The organism is Acidovorax sp., assembly GCF_046339755.1.
Classification (GTDB): Bacteria; Pseudomonadota; Gammaproteobacteria; order Burkholderiales; family Burkholderiaceae_C; genus Acidovorax.
In genome coordinates, this window is the sequence record NZ_JBKDTZ010000142.1 from 1 (window position 1) to 20,062 (window position 20,062).

A 20,062-nucleotide genomic window follows, 5' to 3' on the forward strand; every position below is an offset into this window, starting at 1 on the left:
GATTCAGCTATGGCGACACGCTGGGTGCCGGCATCGGCTGGGCGCGCAGCATCACCTTCAACCCGGTGCTGGCCGCGGAATTCCAGGGCTTCTTCGGCCGCGCGGACACCTTCGGCCTGGGCGTATGCAACGGCTGCCAGAGGTTTGCCGAGCTGGCCGACATCATCCCCGGCGCGCAGGACTGGCCGCGCTTCACCACCAACCAGAGCGAGCGTTTCGAGGCCCGCCTGTCGATGGTGGAGGTGCTGGAATCGCCCAGCCTGTTCCTGCAGGGCATGGCCGGCAGCCGCCTGCCGATCGCCGTGGCGCACGGCGAGGGCTATGCCAACTTCCGCTACCGCGGCAATGCCGACAAGGCCATCGCCGCCATGCGCTTCGTGGACAACCATGGCGCGGCGACCGAGCAGTACCCCTTCAACCCCAACGGCAGCGCTGCCGGCCTCACGGCCGTGACCACGGCCGACGGCCGCTTCACGGCCATGATGCCGCACCCCGAGCGCGTGTTCCGCAACGTGCAGATGAGCTGGACCAGCGGCGACCGGAGCCAGCTGAGCCCGTGGATGCGAATCTGGCGCAATGCGCGGAAATGGGTGGGGTGACGGTGTCGGGATTGCCACCGCGGTGGCAATGGAGATCCAACGGGGCTTCGGCCCCGTTTTTCATGGGCGGTGAGAACCTACCGGGCGAGATCAGGCCGCTGGTACACCAGCAGCCGGCCCTTGTAGGCGGGGCGGTCGTCCAGGGCCGGGTGGTCCAGGCGCTCTTCCACCACCTCGAAGCGGTGCACGGCCATCTGCCTGTGGAAGGAGCGGCGGTTGCCGCGGTCGGGGTCCACGATCCAGATCTGTGCGCCCACCTCGGCATGGCGGTCGATGAAGCCGGCCAGTGTGGCGCGTGCGTCGCGTTCGTAGAGCACGTCGCTGCCCATGATCAGGTCGAAGCGGCCGCTCACGGTGCTGGCAGCGGGGCCGTCGCCTTCGGGGCCTTGCGGTGGATTCCAGTGCCCGGCACGGTACTTCATGGGCGGCAGTGCGTTCAGCCGCAGGTTTTCGAGCAGAAAGCTGTCCGCCAGCGGAAGGCCGTCGCTGGCGGTGATGTCCATGCCGCGCCGGTGGCACACCAGGCTGGCCAGGCCCAGGCCGCAGCCGATCTCCAGCACGCGCTCGCCAGCCTGCAGCGGCCGGGTGGCCATGCGCTCGGCCAATTGCTCGCCCGAGGGCCACAGCAGGCCGAACAACGGCCACAGGGCGGACGAGATGCCCAGCCGCTCCGCCTCGCCCAGGGGGTCGGAGAACTGCTGTTTGTCGAGCAGCGAACGGATGGTGAGGTTGGCGGCGCCGGCAATGGCGACGCTGTCTTGCTTGGTGAGGTAGCCTGGCATGGCTCGGGCGAGAAGCCCGTTGTCAAGGGACCCCAAAAGGTTGGTGGTGTGGGCGCCGAGTATGCGCCTTTTGCCAAAGCCACGGCGGGCCGCATCCTCTGCAAGGCCTTTGCGGCGCCGTGCGGTGGCCCCTGGCAGCGTGTGGAATTGACCCAGGTCATTGCTATAGTCGGCGCTTTGACTGAAACACCACCCAAGGACATCCCATGGCCGCTGGCAGCCTTCTAGCCCTGTTGGACGATATCGCCACCATCCTCGACGACGTCGCCCTCATGACCAAGGTGGCGGCCAAGAAGAGTGCCGCCATGGCCGACGACGTGTCGGTCATGACCAAGGTGGCCGCACAGAAGACGGCGGGCGTGCTGGGCGATGACCTGGCGCTCAACGCCCAGCAGGTCACCGGCGTGCGCGCCGAGCGCGAGATCCCCGTGGTCTGGGCCGTCGCCAAGGGCTCCATGGTCAACAAGGCCATCCTGGTGCCGGCGGCGCTGCTGATCAGCGCCTTCGCCCCCTGGGCCGTCACGCCGCTGCTGATGATCGGCGGCGCCTTCCTGTGCTTCGAGGGCTTCGAGAAGATCGCCCACAAGTTCCTGCACAGCGAGAGCAAGGACGAGGCCGAGCACGAAAGCCGTGCCCAGGCCAATGCCAACCCGGCCGTGGACCTGGTGGCCATGGAAAAGGACAAGATCAAGGGCGCCGTGCGCACCGACTTCATCCTGTCGGCAGAAATCATCGCCATCACGCTGGGCACGGTGGCGACGGCCTCGTTTGCGCAGCAGGTGGCCGTGCTGGTGGGCATTGCCGCGATCATGACGGTGGGGGTGTATGGCCTGGTGGCGGGCATCGTCAAGCTCGACGACCTGGGCCTGTGGCTCAACAGCAAGCGCAGCGCCGTGGCCAAGGCCCTGGGCACGGGCATCGTCAATGCGGCCCCCTGGCTCATGAAATTTTTGTCCATTGCCGGCACGGCCGCCATGTTCCTGGTGGGCGGCGGCATCCTGGTGCACGGCATTCCGGCGCTGCACCATGCCGTGGAAGGGGCGGGCGCTGCAGCCGGCACCTGGCCTGCGGGCGCGCTGTGGGGCGGGCTGATCTCCAATCTGCTGAATGCGGTGGTGGGCATCGTCGCGGGCGGCCTGGTGGTGGCCGTGGTGACCGTTGTGCAAAAAATGCGTGGCAAGGGCGCGACCGCGCACTGAAGTGAAGCACCCCCTGAGGCGCTGCGCGCCTTCACGCCTCTCTCGACTCGCTACGCGATTCGGGAGGGGGACGCCCCCAGCGCGGCGGGGCGGCCCTTGCGCGGGGGCGCTGGCTTAGGCCGCGCCAGTTTCATGCGCCGCGGGTGGCGCACAGATTGTTGATCCGGATCGAAGCCTGGGCGCTGGGTCGGTGGCGCGCCGCGCCAGCGGTGCCGATGGTTGATCTGTGGCAAGGCGCATCGGCGCGCGCGGGGGCCCAATGCCTGCACGGGGGTCGTCCCCGTTCAACCGCATCAAATCGCTTCCATGAACAACAACAAGCTGCTGAAACTGGCCCTGGTGGCCGCCTGCGCGCTGGCATCCGGCGCCACCATGGCACAAGGCGTACAAGACGCCAACGGCCCCTGGCTGGTGCGCGCCCGCGCCGTGCACCTGGACAGCGCCAACAAGGACACCACCGGCCTGGGCCTGTCGATTAACGACAAGGTGATTCCCGAAGTCGATGTCTCCTACTTCTTCACCAGGAACATCGCCGCCGAACTGGTCCTGACCGTGCCGCAGAAGCACGACGTGCGCGCCAGCACGCTCGGCGGCAAGATCGGCACCCTCAAGCACCTGCCGCCCTCGCTGCTGCTGCAGTACCACTTCGATGCCCCCGGCTTCAAGCCCTATGTGGGCGCTGGCCTGAACTACACGCGCTTCTCCAGCGTGCACCTGCCCGCCGGCGTGGGCATCGACAAGAACAGCTGGGGCGCAGCGCTGCAGGTGGGCATGGACATTCCGCTGGCCAAGAATCTGTACCTGAACGTGGACGTGAAGAAGGTCTATATCCAGACCGATGTGTTTGCGGGCGGTGTGAAGGCGGGCACTTTCAAGGTCGATCCCGTTCTCTTCGGTATCGGCCTGGGCTACAGGTTCTGAGCGCTGCGGCGGTAAAACGCCAACGAGCCGGCGAGGGCCAGCAGTGCCCCGCCGCAGCACCGGTCCAGCCAGACCACAGCGCTGCGGCGCAGCAGTTGTACGGCCTTGGCGCCGGTGATGGCATAGGCCAGCATCACCGCGAAATCCAGCCCCGCAAACACGACTGCAATCGCCGCGTACTGCGGCCACTGCGGCGCGCTGGCATCGATGAACTGCGGCAGCAGGGCCGAGCAGAACAGATAGCCCTTGGGGTTGGTCACCGCGACCAGGAACGACTTGGCGAAGATGCTGCGGGCCGTCGCGCCCTCGGCACCGCCGGCCTGCGACAGGTCCAGCCCGCCCTGCGAGCGCAGCAGGCGCAGCCCCAGCCACGCCAGGTAGGCGGCGCCCACCCATTTGACGACCGAGAACCAGAACTCCGAGGCCGCGAGCAGCGCGCCCAGGCCCAGCGCCACGGCGCCCACCAGCACGAAATCGGACGCCACCGCACCCAGCATGCCCGGCAGCGAACGCCGCACACCGTAGCGCGAGCCATTGGCCAGCGCCAGCAGCACCGTGGGCCCCGGGGTGGCAATGGCCACCAAGGCGACCAGGGAGAAGACGAAGAGGGTAGTAGCGTTCATGCCAGCACCGGCCCGCAGCCCTGGGGCTTGTGCACGCGCTCGGTCGAGGCCGGGAACTTCGCGAGCCTGGATGCCGGCCGGCGTGGGCGCTGCAGCAGCTCACCGCCGCAGTTGGGGCAGATGCCGCCCAGTTTGCCGCCCGCGCAGGTGCTGCAAAAGGTGCACTCGAAGGTGCAGATGCGTGCCTCGGTGGTGTCGGGCGGCAGGTCTTTGTCGCAGCATTCGCAACTGGGGCGCATCTGGAGCATGGCGGGGTCTCAAGGTGGTCTTTGACCCGGCCACTCTATGCGCATCGGCCTGGTACTGCAAGGTACAGACGGCTGCTGGCAGAGCGGCTGTCTGTACTGGCCTCAACTCAATTTGTCGCGGCCGCAGGTACCTGTGTGGGGGGTTCCGTGCCTGGCGGTGGCTGCAGGGGTGCATTGTCCAGCGACCACATCCGCCGCCACAGCCAGGGCAGGGCGGTCTCCAGGTCAGGCCGCTGCCATTCCTGGCGTGCCTTGGCGGTGCCGGTCAGCACCTGCTGCGGCGTGCCGATGTCGAAGTGGAACGAGTATGCGGGCTCCATGCCCATGCGCAGGTCGGTGATGTACACCTGCCCGCCCGCCTCGCTCATGCGGTAGAAGCCGTGCGTGAAGCGCGACAGACGCTGTACATGCGCATTGGCCTGGTAGGTGGCGTGCAGCTCGGCACCGCGCTCGTGGCGCGTCCAGCGCATGGCTTGCTGCCCGCCATCGGCCAATGAGCGAAAACCCTCCAGGTAGTGCGTGGGCGTCATGGCGACCACGCGCCACAGCACGGTGCTGAAGGGCGCAGGAGTCACCAGCACGCGTTCGGCCGTGATGCCCTGCGATTGCAGCGAGGCCCGCGCAATTGCCTCCACATGCTGCTGGGCCAGCACGCTCCATCCCAGGTAGGCGGTGCTGAACACCAGCGCCCAGGCGTTCCAGCGCAGGCCGCGCATGCCGTCGCGCCCGCGTGCCACCAGCGCGGCCAGCACGCCGATGAGCAGCGGCGCCGTGTACAGCGGGTCGATGATGAACACGCTGCCCACGCCGTACGGGTAATTGGTGTACGGGTAGAGCAACTGTGTGCCATAAATCGTCATGGCATCGAGCAGCGGGTGCGTGACCAGCGCAAGCCACAGGGCCAGCCACCAGCGCAGCATGTGTGGCATCTCGCCATGCAGGCGTGCCACCAGCCAGGCCAGCGGGCCTGACAAAAGCGTCAGGTAGAGCAGGGCATGGCTGCTGCTGCGGTGCAGCACCATGTTGAGCATGGCGTCGCCATGGTCGATGAAGGCATCCAGGTCGGGCAGGGTGCCGGCCACGGCGCCCCAGAAGACAGCCTTCCAGGCCGCGGTGCGCCGGCCCATGGTGGCGAGGGTGACGGCGGAGCCCAGGGCGATCTGGGTCAGTGAATCCATGGGGCGGGGGTGTCCTTGTTCAACAGGGGTTGTGTCAAAGAGATGTCTGCAAGCGAAATGTGGGCCAGCAGAGACAACACGGCTTGCAGCGCATGCGCCTGGGGCCCATGATTGTGGCTTGCCCGGATGACAGGACCGGCGGACGCTGGCTCTGCACATGCGCGTTCGTCCTACTTGGCTCCCAGAGGGGCCCCGCTAACCTTCCGAACCATGGCCCACGCACTCCTCCAGAACCCCTCGCCCTTGCTTCCAACCCGGGGCGCAGCGCGCCAGGGGGCATGGAATGCCAAACCACCCCACCTCGCCTTCGAGGCCTTCGAGGGGCTGGCATCCGATTCCGAACTCTCCGATGCCCCTGTGGCTGCCCAGCCTCTGGCCAGCCCAGCGGTGTTCGACGAGATCACCGCGGGCCTGCTGCAGCAGCCGGCCACCATCTCGCCCAAGTACTTTTATGACCAGCTGGGCTCGGAGCTGTTCGAATCCATCACCCGGCTGCCCGAGTACTACCCCACGCGTACCGAGCATGCCGTGATGGAGCAGCACGCGGCCGAGATCGCCGCCGCCGTGGGCCGGGGCCGCACGCTGATCGAGCTGGGCGCGGGCAACTGCGAAAAGGCGCGCACCTTGTGCCGCACGCTGGACCCGGCCTGCTTCGTGGGTGTGGACATCTCGGCCGACTTTCTGCAGGACGCCGTGGCCCGCATGCGCGAAGAGTTTCCGCACATGGACGTGCGCGCCGTCGGCGCGGACATGACGCGCGGCGTCACCCTGCCGGCCGACATTCCGCGCACCGGGCGCCTGGTGTTCTACCCCGGTTCGTCCATCGGCAACTTCGACCCGCCGCACGCGCTGATGCTGCTGGAGCAGATGCGCGAGCTGGTCGATGGCGAGGGCGAGCCCGATGCCGATGGCGGCCTGCTGATCGGCATCGACCTGCCCAAGGACGTGGACGTGTTGGAGGCCGCGTACGACGACGCGGCTGGCGTCACCGCCGCCTTCAACCTCAACGTGCTCACGCATGTGAACCGCCTCATCGGCAGCAATTTCGACCCCACGCAGTGGCGCCACCTGGCCTTCTTCAACACCCTGCAGTCGCGCATCGAGATGCACCTGCAGGCCATGGCGCCGCTGCAGGTGCACTGGGCCGACGGTGGTGTGCGCGACTTTGCCGTGGGGGAGTGCATCCACACCGAGAACAGCTACAAGTACACGTTGCCCGTCTTCACCGACATGCTGGCGCGCGCAGGTTTCTCGCGTGCCCAGGCCTGGACCGACCCGCGCGGCTGGTTTGCGGTGGTCCATGCGCAGCCTTGACGCGCGCCTGCAGCCGCCCGGCGCAGGCCCTGTTTTCCCGGCAACGCATGCGCATGCAGCCCCGCTGGGGCACACTGCGCTGATGACCGCGGCCCCCACGCCTGCCGACTATGCCGCCGTGCGCCAGCGCTCGGCGGACCTGGTGGCGCCCTTGTCGCCTGAAGATGCCTGCGCCCAGTCCATGCCCGACGCCAGCCCCGCCAAGTGGCATCTGGCGCACACCACCTGGTTCTTCGAGACCTTCGTGCTGGAACCGAACGAGGCGGCATTCGCGCCGTTCCACCCCGCGTTCCGCGTGCTGTTCAATTCGTACTACAACGGCGTGGGGGCCAAGCACCCGCGCCCGCAGCGCGGCCTGCTCACCCGGCCCTCGCTGGCGGAGGTGCTGGCCTACCGTGCCAATGTGGACGAACGCCTGCAACGCCTGCTGGCCCAGCGGGGCGACGACGCCCAGCTCATGGCGCTGGTGGAACTGGGCCTGCACCATGAGCAGCAGCACCAGGAACTGCTCGTCACCGACATCAAGCACTTGCTGTCGTGCAATCCGCTGTTCCCGGCCTACCATGCGCTTCAGCCCGACGCCGGCAGCGGCCCGGCCCAGCCCCTGACCTGGCACGAGAGCGATGGTGGCGTGGTGGAGATTGGCCATGCCGGCGATGGCACGTTTGCCTTTGACAACGAACTGCCGCGCCACCGCGTCTACGTGCAGCCCCACGCCCTGGCATCGCGCCTGGTGAGCAATGGCGAGTACGCCGCCTTCATCGAAGACGGGGGCTATCGCAACCCTGCGCTGTGGCTGGCCGAAGGCTGGGATTGGCGCACTGCGCAGGGCCTCGTGCAGCCGATCTACTGGCACCGCGAAGGGCCGGGTGGAGCTGCCTGGCACGAGTTCACCGTGGCAGGCTTGGTACCCCTGGCCAGCGCGCTGCCCGCCGTGCACCTGTCGTACTACGAAGCCGATGCCTATGCCCGCTGGGCGGGTGCCCGCCTGCCCACCGAAGCCGAGTGGGAGCACGCAGCCACACAGCAGCCCCTGCAGGGCCACACAGCGGAAGGCAGGCTGCTGCATCCCCAGGCTGCACAGGGCGATGGCATGGCGCAGATGTTCAACGACGCCTGGCAGTGGACCCAATCGAGCTACGCCCCATACCCCGGCTTTCGCACAGCCGAGGGCGCCGTGGGCGAGTACAACGGCAAGTTCATGGTCAACCAGTATGTGCTGCGGGGCGGCTCATGCGCCACGCCGGCAGGGCACGCGCGCGCCACCTACCGCAATTTCTTTCCGGCGACTGCGCGGTGGCAGTTTTCCGGCGTGCGCCTGGCGCGCGACGTGTGAGGCGTCGCCAGGCCGCAGGGCGTCAAACCTTGCCCAGTGCCTGTTCCAGATCCGCCTTCAGATCACTGATGTGTTCGATCCCCACCGACAAGCGCACCATCCCCTCGCTCACCCCGGCCTTGGCCAGTTCCTCGGCATTGAGCTGGCGGTGCGTGGTGGATGCCGGGTGCGTAGCCAGTGATTTGGCATCGCCGATGTTCACCAGGCGCGTGAACAGCTGCAGCGCATCGAGGAAACGCGCCCCCGCTGCCCGCGGATCGGCATCGCTGTTCCTGACCCCGAAGCTCAAAATACCCGACGCCCGCCCGCCCAGCTGGCGCTGGACCAACGCATGGTCCGGGTGGTCGGGCAGGCCGGCGTAGCGCACCCATTCGACCTTGGGGTGGGCCTGCAGGTACTCGGCGATGGCCAGGGTGTTGTCGCAGATGCGGTCCAGGCGCAGGGCCAGGGTTTCGATGCCTTGCAGGATCAGGAAGGCGTTCTGCGGGGCCAGCGCGGCACCCGTGTTGCGCAGGGGCACGACGCGGGCGCGGCCGATGAAGGCGGCGGGGCCCAGGGCCTCGGTGTAGACCACGCCGTGGTAGCTCACGTCGGGCTCGTTCAGGCGCGGGAAGCGGGCCTTGTGCTGGCCCCAAGGGAACTTGCCGCTGTCCACAATCGCGCCGCCCACGCTGTTGCCGTGGCCGCCCAGGTACTTGGTGAGCGAGTGCACGACGATGTCGGCACCATGCTCGATGGGGCGCAACAGGTAGGGCGTGGGCACCGTGTTGTCCACGATCAGCGGTACGCCGTGCTCGTGCGCCACCTTGGCCAGCGCGGCGATGTCGGTCACGTTGCCCAGGGGGTTGCCGATGCTTTCGATGAAGATGGCCTTGGTGCGCGCGTCGATGTGCTGCGCAAAGCTGGCCGGGTCGCGCGGGTCGGCAAAGCGGGTGGTGATGCCTTGCTGGGGCAGGGTGTGGGCGAACAGGTTGTAGGTGCCACCGTAGAGCGTGCTGGCCGAGACGATGTTGTCACCCGCCTCGGCAATGGTCTGGATGGCGTAGGTGATGGCCGCCATGCCCGATGCGACGGCCAGCGCGGCGATGCCGCCTTCCAGCGCCGCGACGCGCTTTTCAAGCACGTCGTTGGTCGGGTTCATGATGCGGCTGTAGATGTTGCCCGGCACCTTGAGGTCGAACAGGTCGGCGCCATGCTGCGCGCTGTCGAAGGCGTATGCCACCGTCTGGTAGATGGGTACGGCGACTGCTTTTGTCGTTGGGTCGGGGCTGTAGCCGGCGTGGACTGCGAGGGTTTCGATCTGCATCAGGGCTTGTCTCTTGGAAGGGGTTGGTACGAGGGGGCCAAGCACCCCAATGGAGTGCCCGACCCATTCTTCCACCGCCCCTCCCGAGGCAGATCGAATCGTTTCGTATGTGCTTATGCGGCCAGTGATGGCAGGCCGGCGCAGGCCCGCTTAGTTGCCCTGCTGCGGCCGCGTGCGGTAAAAGTTCATCGGCGCCTCGCGCGCCTGGTTGAGCACCTGGCGCTTGATCTTGCCCACCACGTGCATCTCGCAGGGCTTGCAGTCAAAGCGCAGGGTTAGCTTTTCCTTGCCGTTGATGAGCATCAAGGGCTCGGCCTTGATGGTGCCCTGCACGCCGGTGACGCCCTTGGCCTGCTTGGGGCACAGGCTCATGGAGAAGCGCACGCAGTGCTTGGTGATCATGAGGCTGACTTCGCCTTCCTCCTCGTGCGCCTCGTAGGTCGCATCGATCACCTTCACGCCATGGCGCACGTAGAAGTCGTGCGCCTTGTGGTTGAACACGTTGCCCAGAAAGCTCAGCGTGTCTTCGGGGTACTGGGCCGGGGGCTCCACCGGGGTGGCGCGCTGCAGGCGCAGGAAGCCCTTGGCGCGGTTGGCCTCCAGGTCGGCCAGGGCGTCGCGGCGCAGGGCGTTCACGGCCGATGCCGGGATGAACCAGGGCTGCGACAGCTGCAGGCCCACGTCGTTCACCGCGAAGATGGTGGCGCCGAAGCGGGCCAGGTGCTCGCGCAGGCTGGCCTCTGATTTGGCAGCGTCGGTCGCGGGTTGGTGGGCGTGGTCCAACTGGGCGCCGCCGGCAAAGCCGTCTTCGTCGGTCAGCGTGAGGGCAAAGCCCTTTGGCGTCTCGGACAGGTAGACCCACAGGCCGATGCGGCGGTCGCTCGACTTCTTGTCCAGCGTGCGCACCCAGTCCATGTCGCGGTTGCGGTTGATCTCGGTGCCCTTGCGCAGGTCCTTGAAGCCTTCCATCGGGTCCTTGGGGAACACGCGCCACTGCGTGGTGCTGCGCGGCGACACGGGCTCGGCCCGGTTGATGGCCATGCCCACCAGTTCCTTGTGCAGGTCGTAGTAGCACAGGCCGTCGCCGTTGTGCAGCACGGTGGCGGGGCTGCTCACTTCCAGCTCCACGAAATCGGCGCCCACCTTGGTCACCCAGCCGATGGCCTGGCCGGGGTTCTTGGGCGTGTCGAAGGCGCCGATGTCCTGCTTGCGGCCGGTGACGAAGTAGTCGGTGAACTCGCGGTTGAAGTTCTGCAGCGGGTCGGGCGTGAAGGTGAAGGTGGTGCGCCCGCTGGACGAGCGCGACAGCGGGTGGCCCGAGGACTCGCGCTCTTCCATGATGCCGTCGATGATGGTGCGGTAGTGGGCCGTGATGTTCTTCACGTAGCCCATGTCCTTGTAGCGGCCTTCGATCTTGAAGCTGCGCACGCCGGCATCGATCAGCGCGCGCATGTTGTCGCTCTGGTTGTTGTCCTTCATGCTCAGCACGTGCTTGTCGTGCGCGATGAAGCGGCCCTGCGCATCGGTCACCTGGTAGGGCAGGCGGCAGGCCTGGCTGCAGTCGCCGCGGTTGGCGCTGCGGCCGGTCTGTGCATGGCTGATGTTGCACTGCCCGCTGTAGGCCACGCACAGCGCGCCGTGGATGAAGAACTCGATGTTGGCGCGCCCCGGCGCATCCACCGGGCCCAGGGCCCTGTGCACGGCAGCGATCTGCTGCACCGTGAGCTCGCGCGCCAGCACGATCTGCGAGAGGCCTGCGTCCTGCAGAAAGCGCGCCTTCTCGGGCGTGCGGATGTCGGTCTGCGTACTCGCATGCAACTGGATGGGCGGCATGTCGATTTCGAGCAGGCCCATGTCCTGGATGATCAGTGCGTCGGCCCCGGCCTCGTAGACCTGCCAGGCCATCTTGCGCGCGTCTTCGAGTTCGTCGTCGCGCAGGATGGTGTTGAGCGTGATGAAGATGCGGCTGTTGAAGCGATGGGCGTGCTTGACCAGGCGCTCCAGGTCCCGGATGTCGTTGCCCGCGCCCACGCGGGCGCCGAAGGCCGGGCCGCCGATGTAGACGGCGTCGGCACCGTGGTTGATGGCTTCGATGCCGATGTCTGCGTCGCGCGCAGGCGCAAGCAGTTCGAGCTGGTGGGGCAGGAGGGACATGGCCCTGATTATCCCAGCACCGGGCTTTCCCAGCGAATGGGAATACCAATTAGCTCGACTAATACTGTATGCAATTCTGTTGTGCAAGTCTGGTGTACCGATGAAGGGTTAGGATGCCTGCGCTGGCCCCGTGCCGGCACCGGCTTCTTTCATTTGTTTGTCTGTTCTGTCTTCATTGGAGTTCTGCCCGTGTCCGTTGCTTCCCGCTCGCGCTTCGCCCTGTCCCTGATCGCTGCCGCAGCGTTTGCCTCCACCGCCGCCATGGCGCAAGATGTGCAGGTCGTCAGGATCGCCCATGCAGGCCCGCTGTCGGGCGGCATCGCCCACATCGGCAAGGACACCGAGAACGGCGTGCGGCTGGCGCTCGATGATCTGAACGCGCAGAACCTGGTGATCGGCGGCAAGAAGATCAAGTTCGAGCTCGCCGCCGAAGACGATGCGGGCGACCCGCGCCAGGCCACCGCCGTGGCGCAGAAGCTCTGCGACCTGAAGGTGGCCGGCGTGGTGGGCCACCTGCAGTCGGGCACCTCCATCCCCGCCGCTGCGGTGTACGACAAGTGCGGCATTCCCCACATCACGGCCGCCGCCACCAACCCCGACCTGACCAAGCCCGGCTACAAGACCACCTACCGCCTGATCGCCAACGACAGCGCGCTGGGTGCGGCGCTGGCCATCTTCTCGGCCGACCACCTGAAGCTCAAGTCCGTGGCCATCATCGATGACCGCACGGCCTACGGCCAGGGCGTGGCCTCGGTGTTCAAGGCCACGGCCCAGCAAAAGGGCCTCACCGTGGTGGGCGAGGAATTCACCACCGACAAGGCGACCGACTTCATGGCCATCCTGACCGCCATCAAGAACAAGAAGCCCGACGCCATCTTCTACGGCGGCCTCGACGCTCAGGCCGGCCCCATGCTGCGCCAGATGGAGCAACTGGGCCTGGGCAACGTGAAGTTCTTCGGCGGCGATGCGCTGTGCACCGAAAAGCTGCCCGAGCTGGCCGGCAAGACGCCTGCCCTGAAGAACGTGACCTGCGCCACCGGCGGCGCCTCGGTCGCCAGGATGCAGGGCGGTGCCGACTGGAAGAAGCGCTACGACGCCAAGTTCCCAGGCCAGTTCCAGATCTACAGCCCCTATGCCTACGACGCCGCCATGGTGCTGGCCGATTCCATGAAGCGCGCCAACTCGGTGGACCCCAAGGTCTACATCCCCTTCATCGGCAAGACCGAGTACAAGGGCGTGACGGCGAACATCGCCTTCACCAACAAGGGCGAGCTGACGACCCCTGCGGTCACCCTGTATACCTACAAGGACGGCAGCCGCGTTGCGCTGAACTGATCCACGGGGTTCCGGCGGCTATTGCGCCGCCAGGGCCGACTCTGCCGCGCGCAGGGCGGCCTGGATGCGCGTGGTGGTATCCGCCCCTGGCACCATGGGCCTGAGCGCGGGCACATGCGCACGCCCGATGTTGCCCAGGGGCAGCCGCTGCAGCAGGTGGCCCAGCGGCACCAGCGCCAGGCGCAGCAGCTGCCCCCGGACTTCACGCCCGTCGCGCAACTGCAGCGCGTAGCGCAGCATGGCGGTGTGCGAGCGCCAATGCAGGCCCAGCGTGGTCTGGCCTAGCACATGGGCCGCCTCCAGCCAGGGCCAGCGTACGGCCGGCGGCTCGCCCGCGCTGGCCTCGAAGCGCACCAGGAGGTGCGCGAACGCCTGGTATTGCAATGCGGACGTTCCGGGCATGGCGGCGCTCACGCCGATGCCGCCGAATGCTCGCGCGCCCATCGCACCCAGCGCCGTTGCCGGTGGCGGTAGAACACCCAGGCAAAGGCCGCGCTGACCGGGGTCATGAGCCAAGGCAGGTAGCGTGCGCGCACGAACACTTCGTCGGTGTAGCAGGTGCGCTCGGGCGTGCCCGGCGCGCCGGGCAGGCTGTGCACGGTGATGCGGTGGTCCCACACGCGCATGAGCTGGCCCGTGCCGTTGTCGCGCAGCATGGGCCAGGCACCGGGGATCTCGTTTGCATGCACGCTGATGCGCGCGGTCTGGCGGCCCATGGGCAGCAGGCCGAACAGTGCAAAGCGCAGCTCCGTGTCGCCCATCGGCCAGTGTGCAGGCCAGGGGCCGTGCACGGTGCCAAAGCGCAGCAGCGGCGCGGTGATGTGACGGAACAGCGCCGTGGTCTGCAGTTCCCTGGCCACCCATCCGGCAGGCGCGTCCAGGGTGGTGGTCAGGCAGATGCGCAGGCTGCCGGGCGGGCGCTCCAGGGTGGCCGCAGGCGGGCCCATCTCGGCGCTGCCCAAGGCGGTGGCCACCGCCGTCTGCGGGTCGATGGGCGCAGTACTGCTCATGCCGAAGCCTCCTTTGCAGCCGGTGTACCACCTTCCGGCCGCAGCATGCGCAGCCCGTTGGCCACCACCAGCAGGCTGGCGCCCATGTCGGCGAACACCGCCATCCACATGGTGGCCTGGCCCGCCAGTGCCAGGCCGAAGAACACGGCCTTGATGCCCAGCGCCAGCGTGATGTTCTGCACCAGCACGCGGTGCGTGCGGCGCGACAGGCGCACCGTCTCGGCCACGCGGCGCAGGTCGTCGTTCATGATGACCACGTCGGCCGTCTCCATGGCCACGTCGGTGCCGGCGGCGCCCATGGCAAAGCCGATGTCGGCCTTGGCCAGGGCCGGGGCGTCGTTGATGCCGTCGCCCGCCATGGCTGTCATGCCGTGCTTCTGCTGCAGGGCGGCGATGGCCGCGAGCTTGTGCTCGGGCAGCAGGCTGGCCTGCACCTCGGCAATGCCGGCTTCCCTGGCGGCGGCCTGGGCCGCGGCGGCATGGTCGCCGGTCAGCATCACAGGCACCACGCCCAGGGCCTTGAGGTCGGACACCGCCTGCACGGCCTGCGGGCGCAGGGTGTCGGCCACGGCGAACAGGGCGCGCACGGCATCGGCGTCGGCCAGCAGGGTCACGCTGCGGCCCTGGGCCTCATGCTCCGCAGCGGCGGCCTCGACGGCGTCGGTCCAGAGCTTGCGCTCCTGCATGAGCCGGCGGTTGCCCAGCTGCCAGGTGGCGCCGGCGATGCGGCCCTGCACGCCGCGCCCGGCCAGGGCGGTGAAGTCGTCCACTTCGGGCAGATCGGTGCCCGCAGCGTCCCCCAGCCCAGCCGCGATGGCCTTCGATACCGGGTGGTCCGAGCGGCCGGCCAGCGCACGCGCCACGTCGGTGGCGGCATCGCCGCCAAACTGGGCCTGGCCCACCAGCACGGGCTTGCCGGCGGTGATGGTGCCGGTCTTGTCGAAGGCCACGGCGCGGATGCCGCGCGCCTGCTCCAGCCAGGCGCCGCCCTTGACCAGAATGCCGCGCCGTGCCGCCGCGGCCAGGCCGCTGACCACCGTGACGGGCGTGGAGATCACCAGCGCGCAGGGGCAGGCAATCACCAGCAGCACCAAGGCGCGGTAGATGGCGTCGAACCAGCCCCAACCCATCACCAGCGGGGCGCCCACGGCCACCACCACGGCCAGCACGAAGACGGCAGGCGTGTAGATGGCTGCAAAGCGGTCCACGAAGCGCTGCGTGGGCGCGCGGGTGGCCTGGGCTTCTTCCACCGCGCGGATGATGCGGTCCAGCGTGGTGTCGCCTGCTGCCGATGTCACTTGCATCACCAGATCGGCCTGGGCGTTCAGGGTGCCGGCGTAGAGCTTGTCGCCCGGCACCTTGTCCACGGCCAGGCTTTCGCCGGTGACGCTGGATTCGTCCACCGCGCTGCGCCCGGTGGCCACCGTTCCATCCAGCGGCACGCGGCCGCCAGGGCGCACGCGCACCGTGGCGCCCACGGCCACCTCGGCGGCGGGCAGGGTCTGCCACTGGCCGCCGGGCTGCTGCACCTCGGCCTGGTCCGGGCTCAGCGCCAGCAGCGCGCCGATGGCGTTGCGCGCCCGCCCCACGGCCCCTTCCTCGATGCGCTCGGCCAGGGCGTACAGGGCCATCACCATGGCCGCCTCAGGCCACTGGCCGATGGCGAAGGCGCCGGTCACGGCCACGGCCATCAGCGTGTTGATGCCCAACTGCCCGCGCAGCAGCGATTTTAGGCCGGCCTTGTAGATACCCAGGCCCGCCAGCAGGATGGCCACCGCCGCCAGCGCCATGCCGCCATAGTGCCAAACGGGCGTGTCGGGCCCCAGCAGATGGGCCAGCTCGGCCGCCAAGGCTGCTGCCAGCGATGCGCCGATGCGGCCCCAGCCGGGCAGGGCGCCGTGGTCGTGGCCTTCATGGCCGTCTTCGGCGTCGTGGCCATGGCCATCGTGGTCCTGGTGGTCGTGGCCCTCGGCACCATGTTTGTGCGCATGTGGTGTGGCCGCTGCCTTGGCAGGTGGCGCATCGGCCGAGCAACTGCTGCCGGGGGCGCAGCAGGAGACGTTGATCTGCGGTGCACGGCGCGCGCCCTGTGATGCCTTGGGCATGGGCAGGGCCACGGCCTCGGGCGGGCCCTGCGGGGTGGTGGTTCGGCTCGACTCGGTTGTCATGGTTTTTCCTTGTGCAGGGGCGGATTGCGATCCGCCATGCCATGATTGGAATCCTTGAAGTGACTTGAAGGTCAAGCCCATGCCAACAGACGCAGCCAGGTTTCGCATTGGCGAGGCCGCCCAGCGCTCCGGGGTCTCTACCGCCAACATCCGCTACTACGAAAAGGAAGCCCTGCTCGCGGCCGGCCCGCGCAGCGAAAGCAGCTACCGCCTGTACAGCGATGCCGACATCCACCAGTTGCGCTTCATCCGCCTGTGCCGCGCCATGGACATGTCGCTCGACGAGGTGCGCACCCTGCTGGCGCTGGACCGCGGCAGCACCGCCGCCGACCACACCGCCTGCGACACGCTGGACGAGCACCTGAGCCACGTGCGCATCCGCCTGCAGGAACTAAAGACCCTGGAGCGCGACCTGATCGCGCTGCGCCGGCGCTGTGACGGCACCGATGGGCATTGCCATGTGATCGAGGCGCTGCATGAAAGGGCCGATGCCGAGCCCGTGGCGCCGCCAGGGCCTGCGCCGGCCAAGCGGCATGTGTGAGCCGGGCTTCCTTGCGCCCTGCATCCGAAGATTTTATGATGAGCATCATGCGAAATAACAAGACCACTGCCAGAAGCGCTGCCAAGGAAGCCACGCACGAGCGCATCGTGTCCGTGGCGGCCCGCGCCATTCGCCGCAGTGGCTACGACGGGACCGGGGTTGCGGACATCATGAAGGAGGCGGGTCTCACGCATGGGGCCTTCTACGCCCATTTCGATTCGCGTGAGGCCATGCTGGCCGAAGCGGCGGCGAAGGCATGCGCGGAGTCCGCAGCCGCTGCCGCCCAGGTGGTGGCCAGCGTGCCGCCGGGCACGGCTCTGGCGTCCATGCTGGGCAGCTACCTCTCCCGGGGGCACGTCGAACAGGTGGAGTTGGGGTGCCCCCTGGCCGCGCTGGGCTCCGAAACCATGCGCCAGGCCCCCGAGGTGCGGCGGGTCGCCACCCGGCACATCAAGGAAATGGTCGATCTGATCGCCCGCCAGTCCCCGGACTGGGGGCAGCCCGCCGCCCACGAGCGCGCTCTGGTCACCGTGGCCACCATGGTGGGGGCCTTGCTGCTGGCGCGTGCGGTGGACGAGCCCGCACTGTCGGACGGCCTGCGCGAGGCTGCGCTCAAGCACCTGGCGCCTTCCGGCCCCTGAACCACCGGCACAGGCGGTGCGCTTTTTTTTGCCTTTCAATATGATGGTCATCATTCGAAATTTGCCAATCCGCAAGGAAACACCATGAAAGCCTTCATTCTTGAGCGCTACGGCAAGCAGCGTGCATTGCGCCTGGCCGACCTGCCCCGGCCCGAACTGCGCGATGGCGAGGTGCTGGTGGAGGTGCATGCGGCGGGCGTGAACCTGCTGGACGCCAAGATCCGCAACGGAGAGTTCAAGCCCATCCTGCCCTACCGCCTGCCCCTTGTCCTGGGCCACGACGTGGCCGGGGTGGTGGTGCAGGTCGGCCCCCAGGTGCGCCAGTTCAAGATCGGCGACGAGGTCTATGCCCGGGCAGACGATTTCCGCATTGGCACCTTTGCCGAGTTCGTGCCGGTCAGGGAGTCCTCGCTGGCGCCCAAGCCCCGTGGACTTTCCATGGTCGAGGCGGCCTCGATCCCCCTGGTGGGACTCACCGCCTGGCAGGCCCTGGTAGAGCAGGGCGGGCTCAGGCAGGGGCAGAAGGTCTTCATTCAGGCCGGCTCCGGCGGGGTGGGCAGCTTTGCCATCCAACTGGCCAAACACCTGGGTGCGAGCGTCGCGACCACCGCAGGCGCGGCCAGTGCCCAGGCCATGCGCACGCTGGGAGCCGACCTCGCCATCGACTACCGCACGCAGGACTTCGAGACCCAGCTGCGCGGCTACGACCTGGTCCTGCACAGCCAGGACAGCAAGGCGCTCGAAAAGTCCCTGCGGGTGCTCAAGCCGGGTGGCAAGCTCATTTCCATCTCGGGCCCGCCGGACCCTGCATTCGCCAAGGGCAGCAAGGCGCCCGGCATCGTACGGCTGCTGCTGCGCTTGATCAGTGCAGGCGTGCGGCGGCGGGCGAAAGGCCTGGGCGTCGGCTATTCCTTCCTCTTCATGCGCGCCGAGCGCAGTCAACTGCGTGAAATCTCCCGCCTCATGGACGCCCGAGCCATCCGCCCGGTGGTCGACAAGGTGTTTCCCTTCGAGGCTACCAACGAGGCGCTGGCGTATGTGGAATCCGGCCGTGCCAAAGGCAAGGTCGTCATCCAGCTCAAGTGATACGGATTCGCCTTCAACCGTACAACGTCGTTGCTTCGCCTTGCCGTGCCGCAGCACTGTCTGCGGCTCCCGCCTAGTTCTACGCTCGAATGCAAATCCGTATGAGCCCTTTCGCATCCATCCCTGGAGTTACCATGAAGATCGAAGACGCTGTTGTCCTCATCACCGGTGCCAATCGCGGCATCGGCCTGGCCTTTGCCCGCGAGTTGCTCGCCCGCGGTGCGCGCAAGGTCTACGCTGGCGCGCGCGATCCCGCCAGCATCACCCCCCAGGCTGGCGTGCAGGCCCTGCGGCTGGACGTCAACCACCCCGGCGACGTGGACGCGGCCGCAGCGCAGGCGCAGGACGTCACCCTGGTCATCAACAATGCCGGCATCGCCCAGCCCGGCGGCTTTCTGGCGCCCGACAGCGAAGAGCTCGCGCGGCGCATCGTCGAGACCAATTTCTGTGGCGTGCTGCGTGTGAGCCAAGCCTTCGCTCCCGTTCTTGCGGCCAACGGCGGCGGCGCCTTGCTCAATGTGCTGTCGGTGGCCTCCTGGGTGAATGGCGGCGAGCTGGCCGCCTACTCGGCCAGCAAGTCGGCTGCCTGGTCGCTGACCAATGCCCTGCGCAACGAGCTCTCAGCGCAGAAAACGCAGGTGCTGGGACTGCACATGGCCTATGTCGACACCGACCTCACGCGCGGCTTCGACGTGCCCAAGACCAGTCCCGAGCAGATCGTCAAGCGGGCGCTGAACGGGCTGGAGTCGGGTCTGGAAGAAGTGCTGGCCGATGGGCTCACCCAGCACGTCAAGATCGGGCTGACGGCACCCCGGCCAAGCTACCTGCCGCAGGTCGCCTGAGCCTGGGGCCAGGCCCTTCCGCCCTCAAACCATCGGAAAGGCCCCAGGCCCTCTCTCCACCGACACATCCTTGGCACGCAGCTCCGCCTGGCATTCCGAGCAGGTGGTGACCGGGTCGAACAGGTGGCCGCAGCCGGTGTGCCGGTGCAGCAGGGGGCGGCCGGCCTTGCCCGCCATGTGCACATCGCCCCAGTGCACGATGGCCATGATGACGGGGTGCAGGTCCAGGCCCTTCGGGGTCAGGCGGTACTCGTAGCGGGCGGGCGACTCCTGGTAGGCGGCCTTGCGCAGCACGCCAGCCTCCACCAGCTTGGCCAGGCGGTCCGCCAGCATGGGGCGGGAGATGCCCAGGCGCTGCTGGAACTCGTCGAACCGGCGCACGCCGAGAAAGCAGTCGCGCAACACCAGCAGGGTCCAGCGGTCGCCGATCACGGAGACGGTGCGGGCCACCGAGCAAGCTTCCTGTTCCAGGTCGTTCCACTTCATGTCCGCAACTCTACCCTTGACGGGTTCAATTTTCAAACTTATCGTGCAGTCAGTTCAAAAATAGAACTTTGAAAGCTTGGGCGCAGCGCCCGTCCCCGTTCCATTGCAACCTCAGGAGACCCCATGGCAGACGGAAAGAAGAAAGCAATATTGGTCATCGGCGCGGGCGACGCCACGGGCGGCGCCATTGCCCAGCGCTTCGCCCGCGAGGGCTATATCGCCTGCGTGACCCGGCGCAGCGCGGACAAGCTGCAGCCCCTCGTCGACCAGATCCGCGCCGCGGGGGGCGAGGC

Annotated in this window: 21 protein-coding genes; 11 read left to right on the forward strand and 10 right to left on the reverse strand. The window is 67.8% G+C overall.

Annotated features, from left to right (window positions below; all coding sequences use genetic code 11):
- Window positions 1-599, forward strand: a 599-nt coding sequence (locus tag ACK59X_RS11460; RefSeq protein ID WP_409957443.1) for a phosphoribosylformylglycinamidine synthase subunit PurQ, incomplete at its 5' end; no start/stop codon positions are given.
- A gap of 77 nt (window positions 600-676) precedes the next feature.
- Here ACK59X_RS11460 and ACK59X_RS11465 read toward each other — a convergent pair.
- Entirely contained in the window at window positions 677-1,381 is a 705-nt protein-coding gene (locus tag ACK59X_RS11465) for a class I SAM-dependent methyltransferase (RefSeq protein WP_409957444.1), read from the reverse strand.
- Between the two features lie 206 nt (window positions 1,382-1,587).
- Between ACK59X_RS11465 and ACK59X_RS11470 the strand changes: the two genes are divergently transcribed.
- Both ACK59X_RS11470 and ACK59X_RS11475 read left to right on the forward strand, forming a co-directional pair.
- The gene (locus ACK59X_RS11470) at window positions 1,588-2,580 is read left to right on the forward strand and encodes a DUF808 domain-containing protein (RefSeq protein WP_409957445.1); all 993 of its coding nucleotides are present in this window, start codon (window positions 1,588-1,590) and stop codon (window positions 2,578-2,580) included.
- Between the two features lie 306 nt (window positions 2,581-2,886).
- The gene (locus tag ACK59X_RS11475) at window positions 2,887-3,501 is read left to right on the forward strand and encodes an OmpW/AlkL family protein (protein ID WP_409957446.1); all 615 of its coding nucleotides are present in this window, start codon (window positions 2,887-2,889) and stop codon (window positions 3,499-3,501) included.
- Here the strand turns inward: ACK59X_RS11475 and ACK59X_RS11480 are convergent.
- From ACK59X_RS11480 to ACK59X_RS11490, 3 genes are all read right to left on the reverse strand, one after another.
- A complete protein-coding gene (locus ACK59X_RS11480; RefSeq protein ID WP_409957447.1) occupies window positions 3,489-4,124 on the reverse strand; it encodes a LysE family translocator in 636 nt (211 codons plus the stop codon). The genes ACK59X_RS11475 and ACK59X_RS11480 overlap by 13 nt on opposite strands.
- Window positions 4,121-4,372, reverse strand: coding sequence for a DUF1272 domain-containing protein (locus ACK59X_RS11485; protein ID WP_409957448.1), 252 nt, complete (start codon window positions 4,370-4,372; stop codon window positions 4,121-4,123). Before ACK59X_RS11485 ends, ACK59X_RS11480 begins: the two co-directional genes overlap by 4 nt.
- A gap of 107 nt (window positions 4,373-4,479) precedes the next feature.
- Window positions 4,480-5,550 (reverse strand): metal-dependent hydrolase, encoded by a 1,071-nt coding sequence (locus tag ACK59X_RS11490; protein WP_409957449.1) that lies wholly within the window; start codon window positions 5,548-5,550, stop codon window positions 4,480-4,482.
- Window positions 5,551-5,760: 210 nt separating this feature from the next.
- Between ACK59X_RS11490 and egtD the strand changes: the two genes are divergently transcribed.
- Together egtD and egtB are read left to right on the forward strand one after the other, a co-directional pair.
- Window positions 5,761-6,864, forward strand: a complete 1,104-nt coding sequence (gene egtD / locus ACK59X_RS11495) for an L-histidine N(alpha)-methyltransferase (protein ID WP_409957450.1) — start codon at window positions 5,761-5,763, stop codon at window positions 6,862-6,864.
- A gap of 82 nt (window positions 6,865-6,946) precedes the next feature.
- Entirely contained in the window at window positions 6,947-8,200 is a 1,254-nt protein-coding gene (gene egtB, locus ACK59X_RS11500; RefSeq protein WP_409957461.1) for an ergothioneine biosynthesis protein EgtB, read from the forward strand.
- 22 nt (window positions 8,201-8,222) lie between these two features.
- Here the strand turns inward: egtB and ACK59X_RS11505 are convergent, their stop codons facing one another.
- Window positions 8,223-9,506: an O-acetylhomoserine aminocarboxypropyltransferase/cysteine synthase family protein gene (locus tag ACK59X_RS11505; RefSeq protein ID WP_409957451.1), complete on the reverse strand. Its 1,284-nt coding sequence runs from the start codon at window positions 9,504-9,506 to the stop codon at window positions 8,223-8,225.
- 150 nt (window positions 9,507-9,656) lie between these two features.
- Window positions 9,657-11,660: a peptidase U32 family protein gene (locus tag ACK59X_RS11510; protein WP_409957452.1), complete on the reverse strand. Its 2,004-nt coding sequence runs from the start codon at window positions 11,658-11,660 to the stop codon at window positions 9,657-9,659.
- 261 nt (window positions 11,661-11,921) lie between these two features.
- Here ACK59X_RS11510 and ACK59X_RS11515 point away from each other — a divergent pair, with 261 nt between their 5' ends.
- The gene (locus tag ACK59X_RS11515) at window positions 11,922-12,995 is read left to right on the forward strand and encodes a branched-chain amino acid ABC transporter substrate-binding protein (RefSeq protein ID WP_409957462.1); all 1,074 of its coding nucleotides are present in this window, start codon (window positions 11,922-11,924) and stop codon (window positions 12,993-12,995) included.
- 18 nt (window positions 12,996-13,013) lie between these two features.
- Here the strand turns inward: ACK59X_RS11515 and ACK59X_RS11520 are convergent, their stop codons facing one another.
- Genes ACK59X_RS11520 through ACK59X_RS11530 form a run of 3 tightly spaced genes read right to left on the reverse strand, consistent with a single transcriptional unit; the run spans window position 13,014 to window position 16,173 of the window.
- On the reverse strand, window positions 13,014-13,439 hold the full coding sequence (locus ACK59X_RS11520) for a DUF3703 domain-containing protein (RefSeq protein ID WP_409957453.1): 426 nt from the start codon (window positions 13,437-13,439) through the stop codon (window positions 13,014-13,016).
- Window positions 13,406-14,005, reverse strand: a complete 600-nt coding sequence (locus ACK59X_RS11525; RefSeq protein WP_409957454.1) for a hypothetical protein — start codon at window positions 14,003-14,005, stop codon at window positions 13,406-13,408. The genes ACK59X_RS11520 and ACK59X_RS11525 overlap by 34 nt, the downstream gene beginning before the upstream one ends.
- On the reverse strand, window positions 14,002-16,173 hold the full coding sequence (locus ACK59X_RS11530; protein ID WP_409957455.1) for a heavy metal translocating P-type ATPase: 2,172 nt from the start codon (window positions 16,171-16,173) through the stop codon (window positions 14,002-14,004). The genes ACK59X_RS11525 and ACK59X_RS11530 overlap by 4 nt, the downstream gene beginning before the upstream one ends.
- Before the next feature lie 79 nt (window positions 16,174-16,252).
- On the opposite strand from ACK59X_RS11530, the gene ACK59X_RS11535 reads away from it, so the two are divergent.
- The 4 genes from ACK59X_RS11535 to ACK59X_RS11550 all read left to right on the forward strand — a co-directional run bounded on the left by ACK59X_RS11535 (window position 16,253) and on the right by ACK59X_RS11550 (window position 19,283).
- Window positions 16,253-16,714 carry a MerR family transcriptional regulator gene (locus ACK59X_RS11535; protein WP_409957456.1) on the forward strand — a complete coding sequence of 154 codons (462 nt, stop codon included), beginning with the start codon at window positions 16,253-16,255 and terminating at the stop codon, window positions 16,712-16,714.
- Between the two features lie 35 nt (window positions 16,715-16,749).
- Window positions 16,750-17,355, forward strand: coding sequence for a TetR/AcrR family transcriptional regulator (locus ACK59X_RS11540; protein ID WP_409957457.1), 606 nt, complete (start codon window positions 16,750-16,752; stop codon window positions 17,353-17,355).
- Between the two features lie 84 nt (window positions 17,356-17,439).
- On the forward strand, window positions 17,440-18,441 hold the full coding sequence (locus ACK59X_RS11545) for an NADP-dependent oxidoreductase (RefSeq protein ID WP_409957458.1): 1,002 nt from the start codon (window positions 17,440-17,442) through the stop codon (window positions 18,439-18,441).
- Between the two features lie 134 nt (window positions 18,442-18,575).
- On the forward strand, window positions 18,576-19,283 hold the full coding sequence (locus ACK59X_RS11550; protein ID WP_409957459.1) for an SDR family oxidoreductase: 708 nt from the start codon (window positions 18,576-18,578) through the stop codon (window positions 19,281-19,283).
- Between the two features lie 24 nt (window positions 19,284-19,307).
- Here the strand turns inward: ACK59X_RS11550 and ACK59X_RS11555 are convergent, their stop codons facing one another.
- Entirely contained in the window at window positions 19,308-19,769 is a 462-nt protein-coding gene (locus tag ACK59X_RS11555; RefSeq protein ID WP_409957460.1) for a winged helix-turn-helix transcriptional regulator, read from the reverse strand.
- Window positions 19,770-19,892: 123 nt separating this feature from the next.
- On the opposite strand from ACK59X_RS11555, the gene ACK59X_RS11560 reads away from it, so the two are divergent.
- Window positions 19,893-20,062 (forward strand): SDR family NAD(P)-dependent oxidoreductase (locus tag ACK59X_RS11560; protein ID WP_409957463.1); only part of this gene is annotated, 170 nt, incomplete at its 3' end.

What these genes read in the sequence shown, in the direction of transcription:
- ACK59X_RS11525 (WP_409957454.1), bottom strand. Translation starts at nt 14,005, where the DNA reads ATGAGCAGTACTGCGCCCATCGACCCGCAGACGGCGGTGGCCACCGCC.
- ACK59X_RS11545 (WP_409957458.1), top strand. Translation starts at nt 17,440, where the DNA reads ATGAAAGCCTTCATTCTTGAGCGCTACGGCAAGCAGCGTGCATTGCGC.
- ACK59X_RS11490 (WP_409957449.1), bottom strand. Translation starts at nt 5,550, where the DNA reads ATGGATTCACTGACCCAGATCGCCCTGGGCTCCGCCGTCACCCTCGCC.
- ACK59X_RS11475 (WP_409957446.1), top strand. Translation starts at nt 2,887, where the DNA reads ATGAACAACAACAAGCTGCTGAAACTGGCCCTGGTGGCCGCCTGCGCG.
- ACK59X_RS11505 (WP_409957451.1), bottom strand. Translation starts at nt 9,506, where the DNA reads ATGCAGATCGAAACCCTCGCAGTCCACGCCGGCTACAGCCCCGACCCA.
- ACK59X_RS11540 (WP_409957457.1), top strand. Translation starts at nt 16,750, where the DNA reads ATGATGAGCATCATGCGAAATAACAAGACCACTGCCAGAAGCGCTGCC.
- ACK59X_RS11510 (WP_409957452.1), bottom strand. Translation starts at nt 11,660, where the DNA reads ATGTCCCTCCTGCCCCACCAGCTCGAACTGCTTGCGCCTGCGCGCGAC.
- ACK59X_RS11515 (WP_409957462.1), top strand. Translation starts at nt 11,922, where the DNA reads ATGGCGCAAGATGTGCAGGTCGTCAGGATCGCCCATGCAGGCCCGCTG.
- ACK59X_RS11550 (WP_409957459.1), top strand. Translation starts at nt 18,576, where the DNA reads ATGAAGATCGAAGACGCTGTTGTCCTCATCACCGGTGCCAATCGCGGC.
- ACK59X_RS11535 (WP_409957456.1), top strand. Translation starts at nt 16,253, where the DNA reads ATGCCAACAGACGCAGCCAGGTTTCGCATTGGCGAGGCCGCCCAGCGC.
- egtD (WP_409957450.1), top strand. Translation starts at nt 5,761, where the DNA reads ATGGCCCACGCACTCCTCCAGAACCCCTCGCCCTTGCTTCCAACCCGG.
- ACK59X_RS11465 (WP_409957444.1), bottom strand. Translation starts at nt 1,381, where the DNA reads ATGCCAGGCTACCTCACCAAGCAAGACAGCGTCGCCATTGCCGGCGCC.
- ACK59X_RS11520 (WP_409957453.1), bottom strand. Translation starts at nt 13,439, where the DNA reads ATGGGCGCGCGAGCATTCGGCGGCATCGGCGTGAGCGCCGCCATGCCC.
- ACK59X_RS11480 (WP_409957447.1), bottom strand. Translation starts at nt 4,124, where the DNA reads ATGAACGCTACTACCCTCTTCGTCTTCTCCCTGGTCGCCTTGGTGGCC.
- ACK59X_RS11470 (WP_409957445.1), top strand. Translation starts at nt 1,588, where the DNA reads ATGGCCGCTGGCAGCCTTCTAGCCCTGTTGGACGATATCGCCACCATC.
- ACK59X_RS11555 (WP_409957460.1), bottom strand. Translation starts at nt 19,769, where the DNA reads ATGAAGTGGAACGACCTGGAACAGGAAGCTTGCTCGGTGGCCCGCACC.
- egtB (WP_409957461.1), top strand. Translation starts at nt 6,947, where the DNA reads ATGACCGCGGCCCCCACGCCTGCCGACTATGCCGCCGTGCGCCAGCGC.
- ACK59X_RS11530 (WP_409957455.1), bottom strand. Translation starts at nt 16,173, where the DNA reads ATGACAACCGAGTCGAGCCGAACCACCACCCCGCAGGGCCCGCCCGAG.
- ACK59X_RS11485 (WP_409957448.1), bottom strand. Translation starts at nt 4,372, where the DNA reads ATGCTCCAGATGCGCCCCAGTTGCGAATGCTGCGACAAAGACCTGCCG.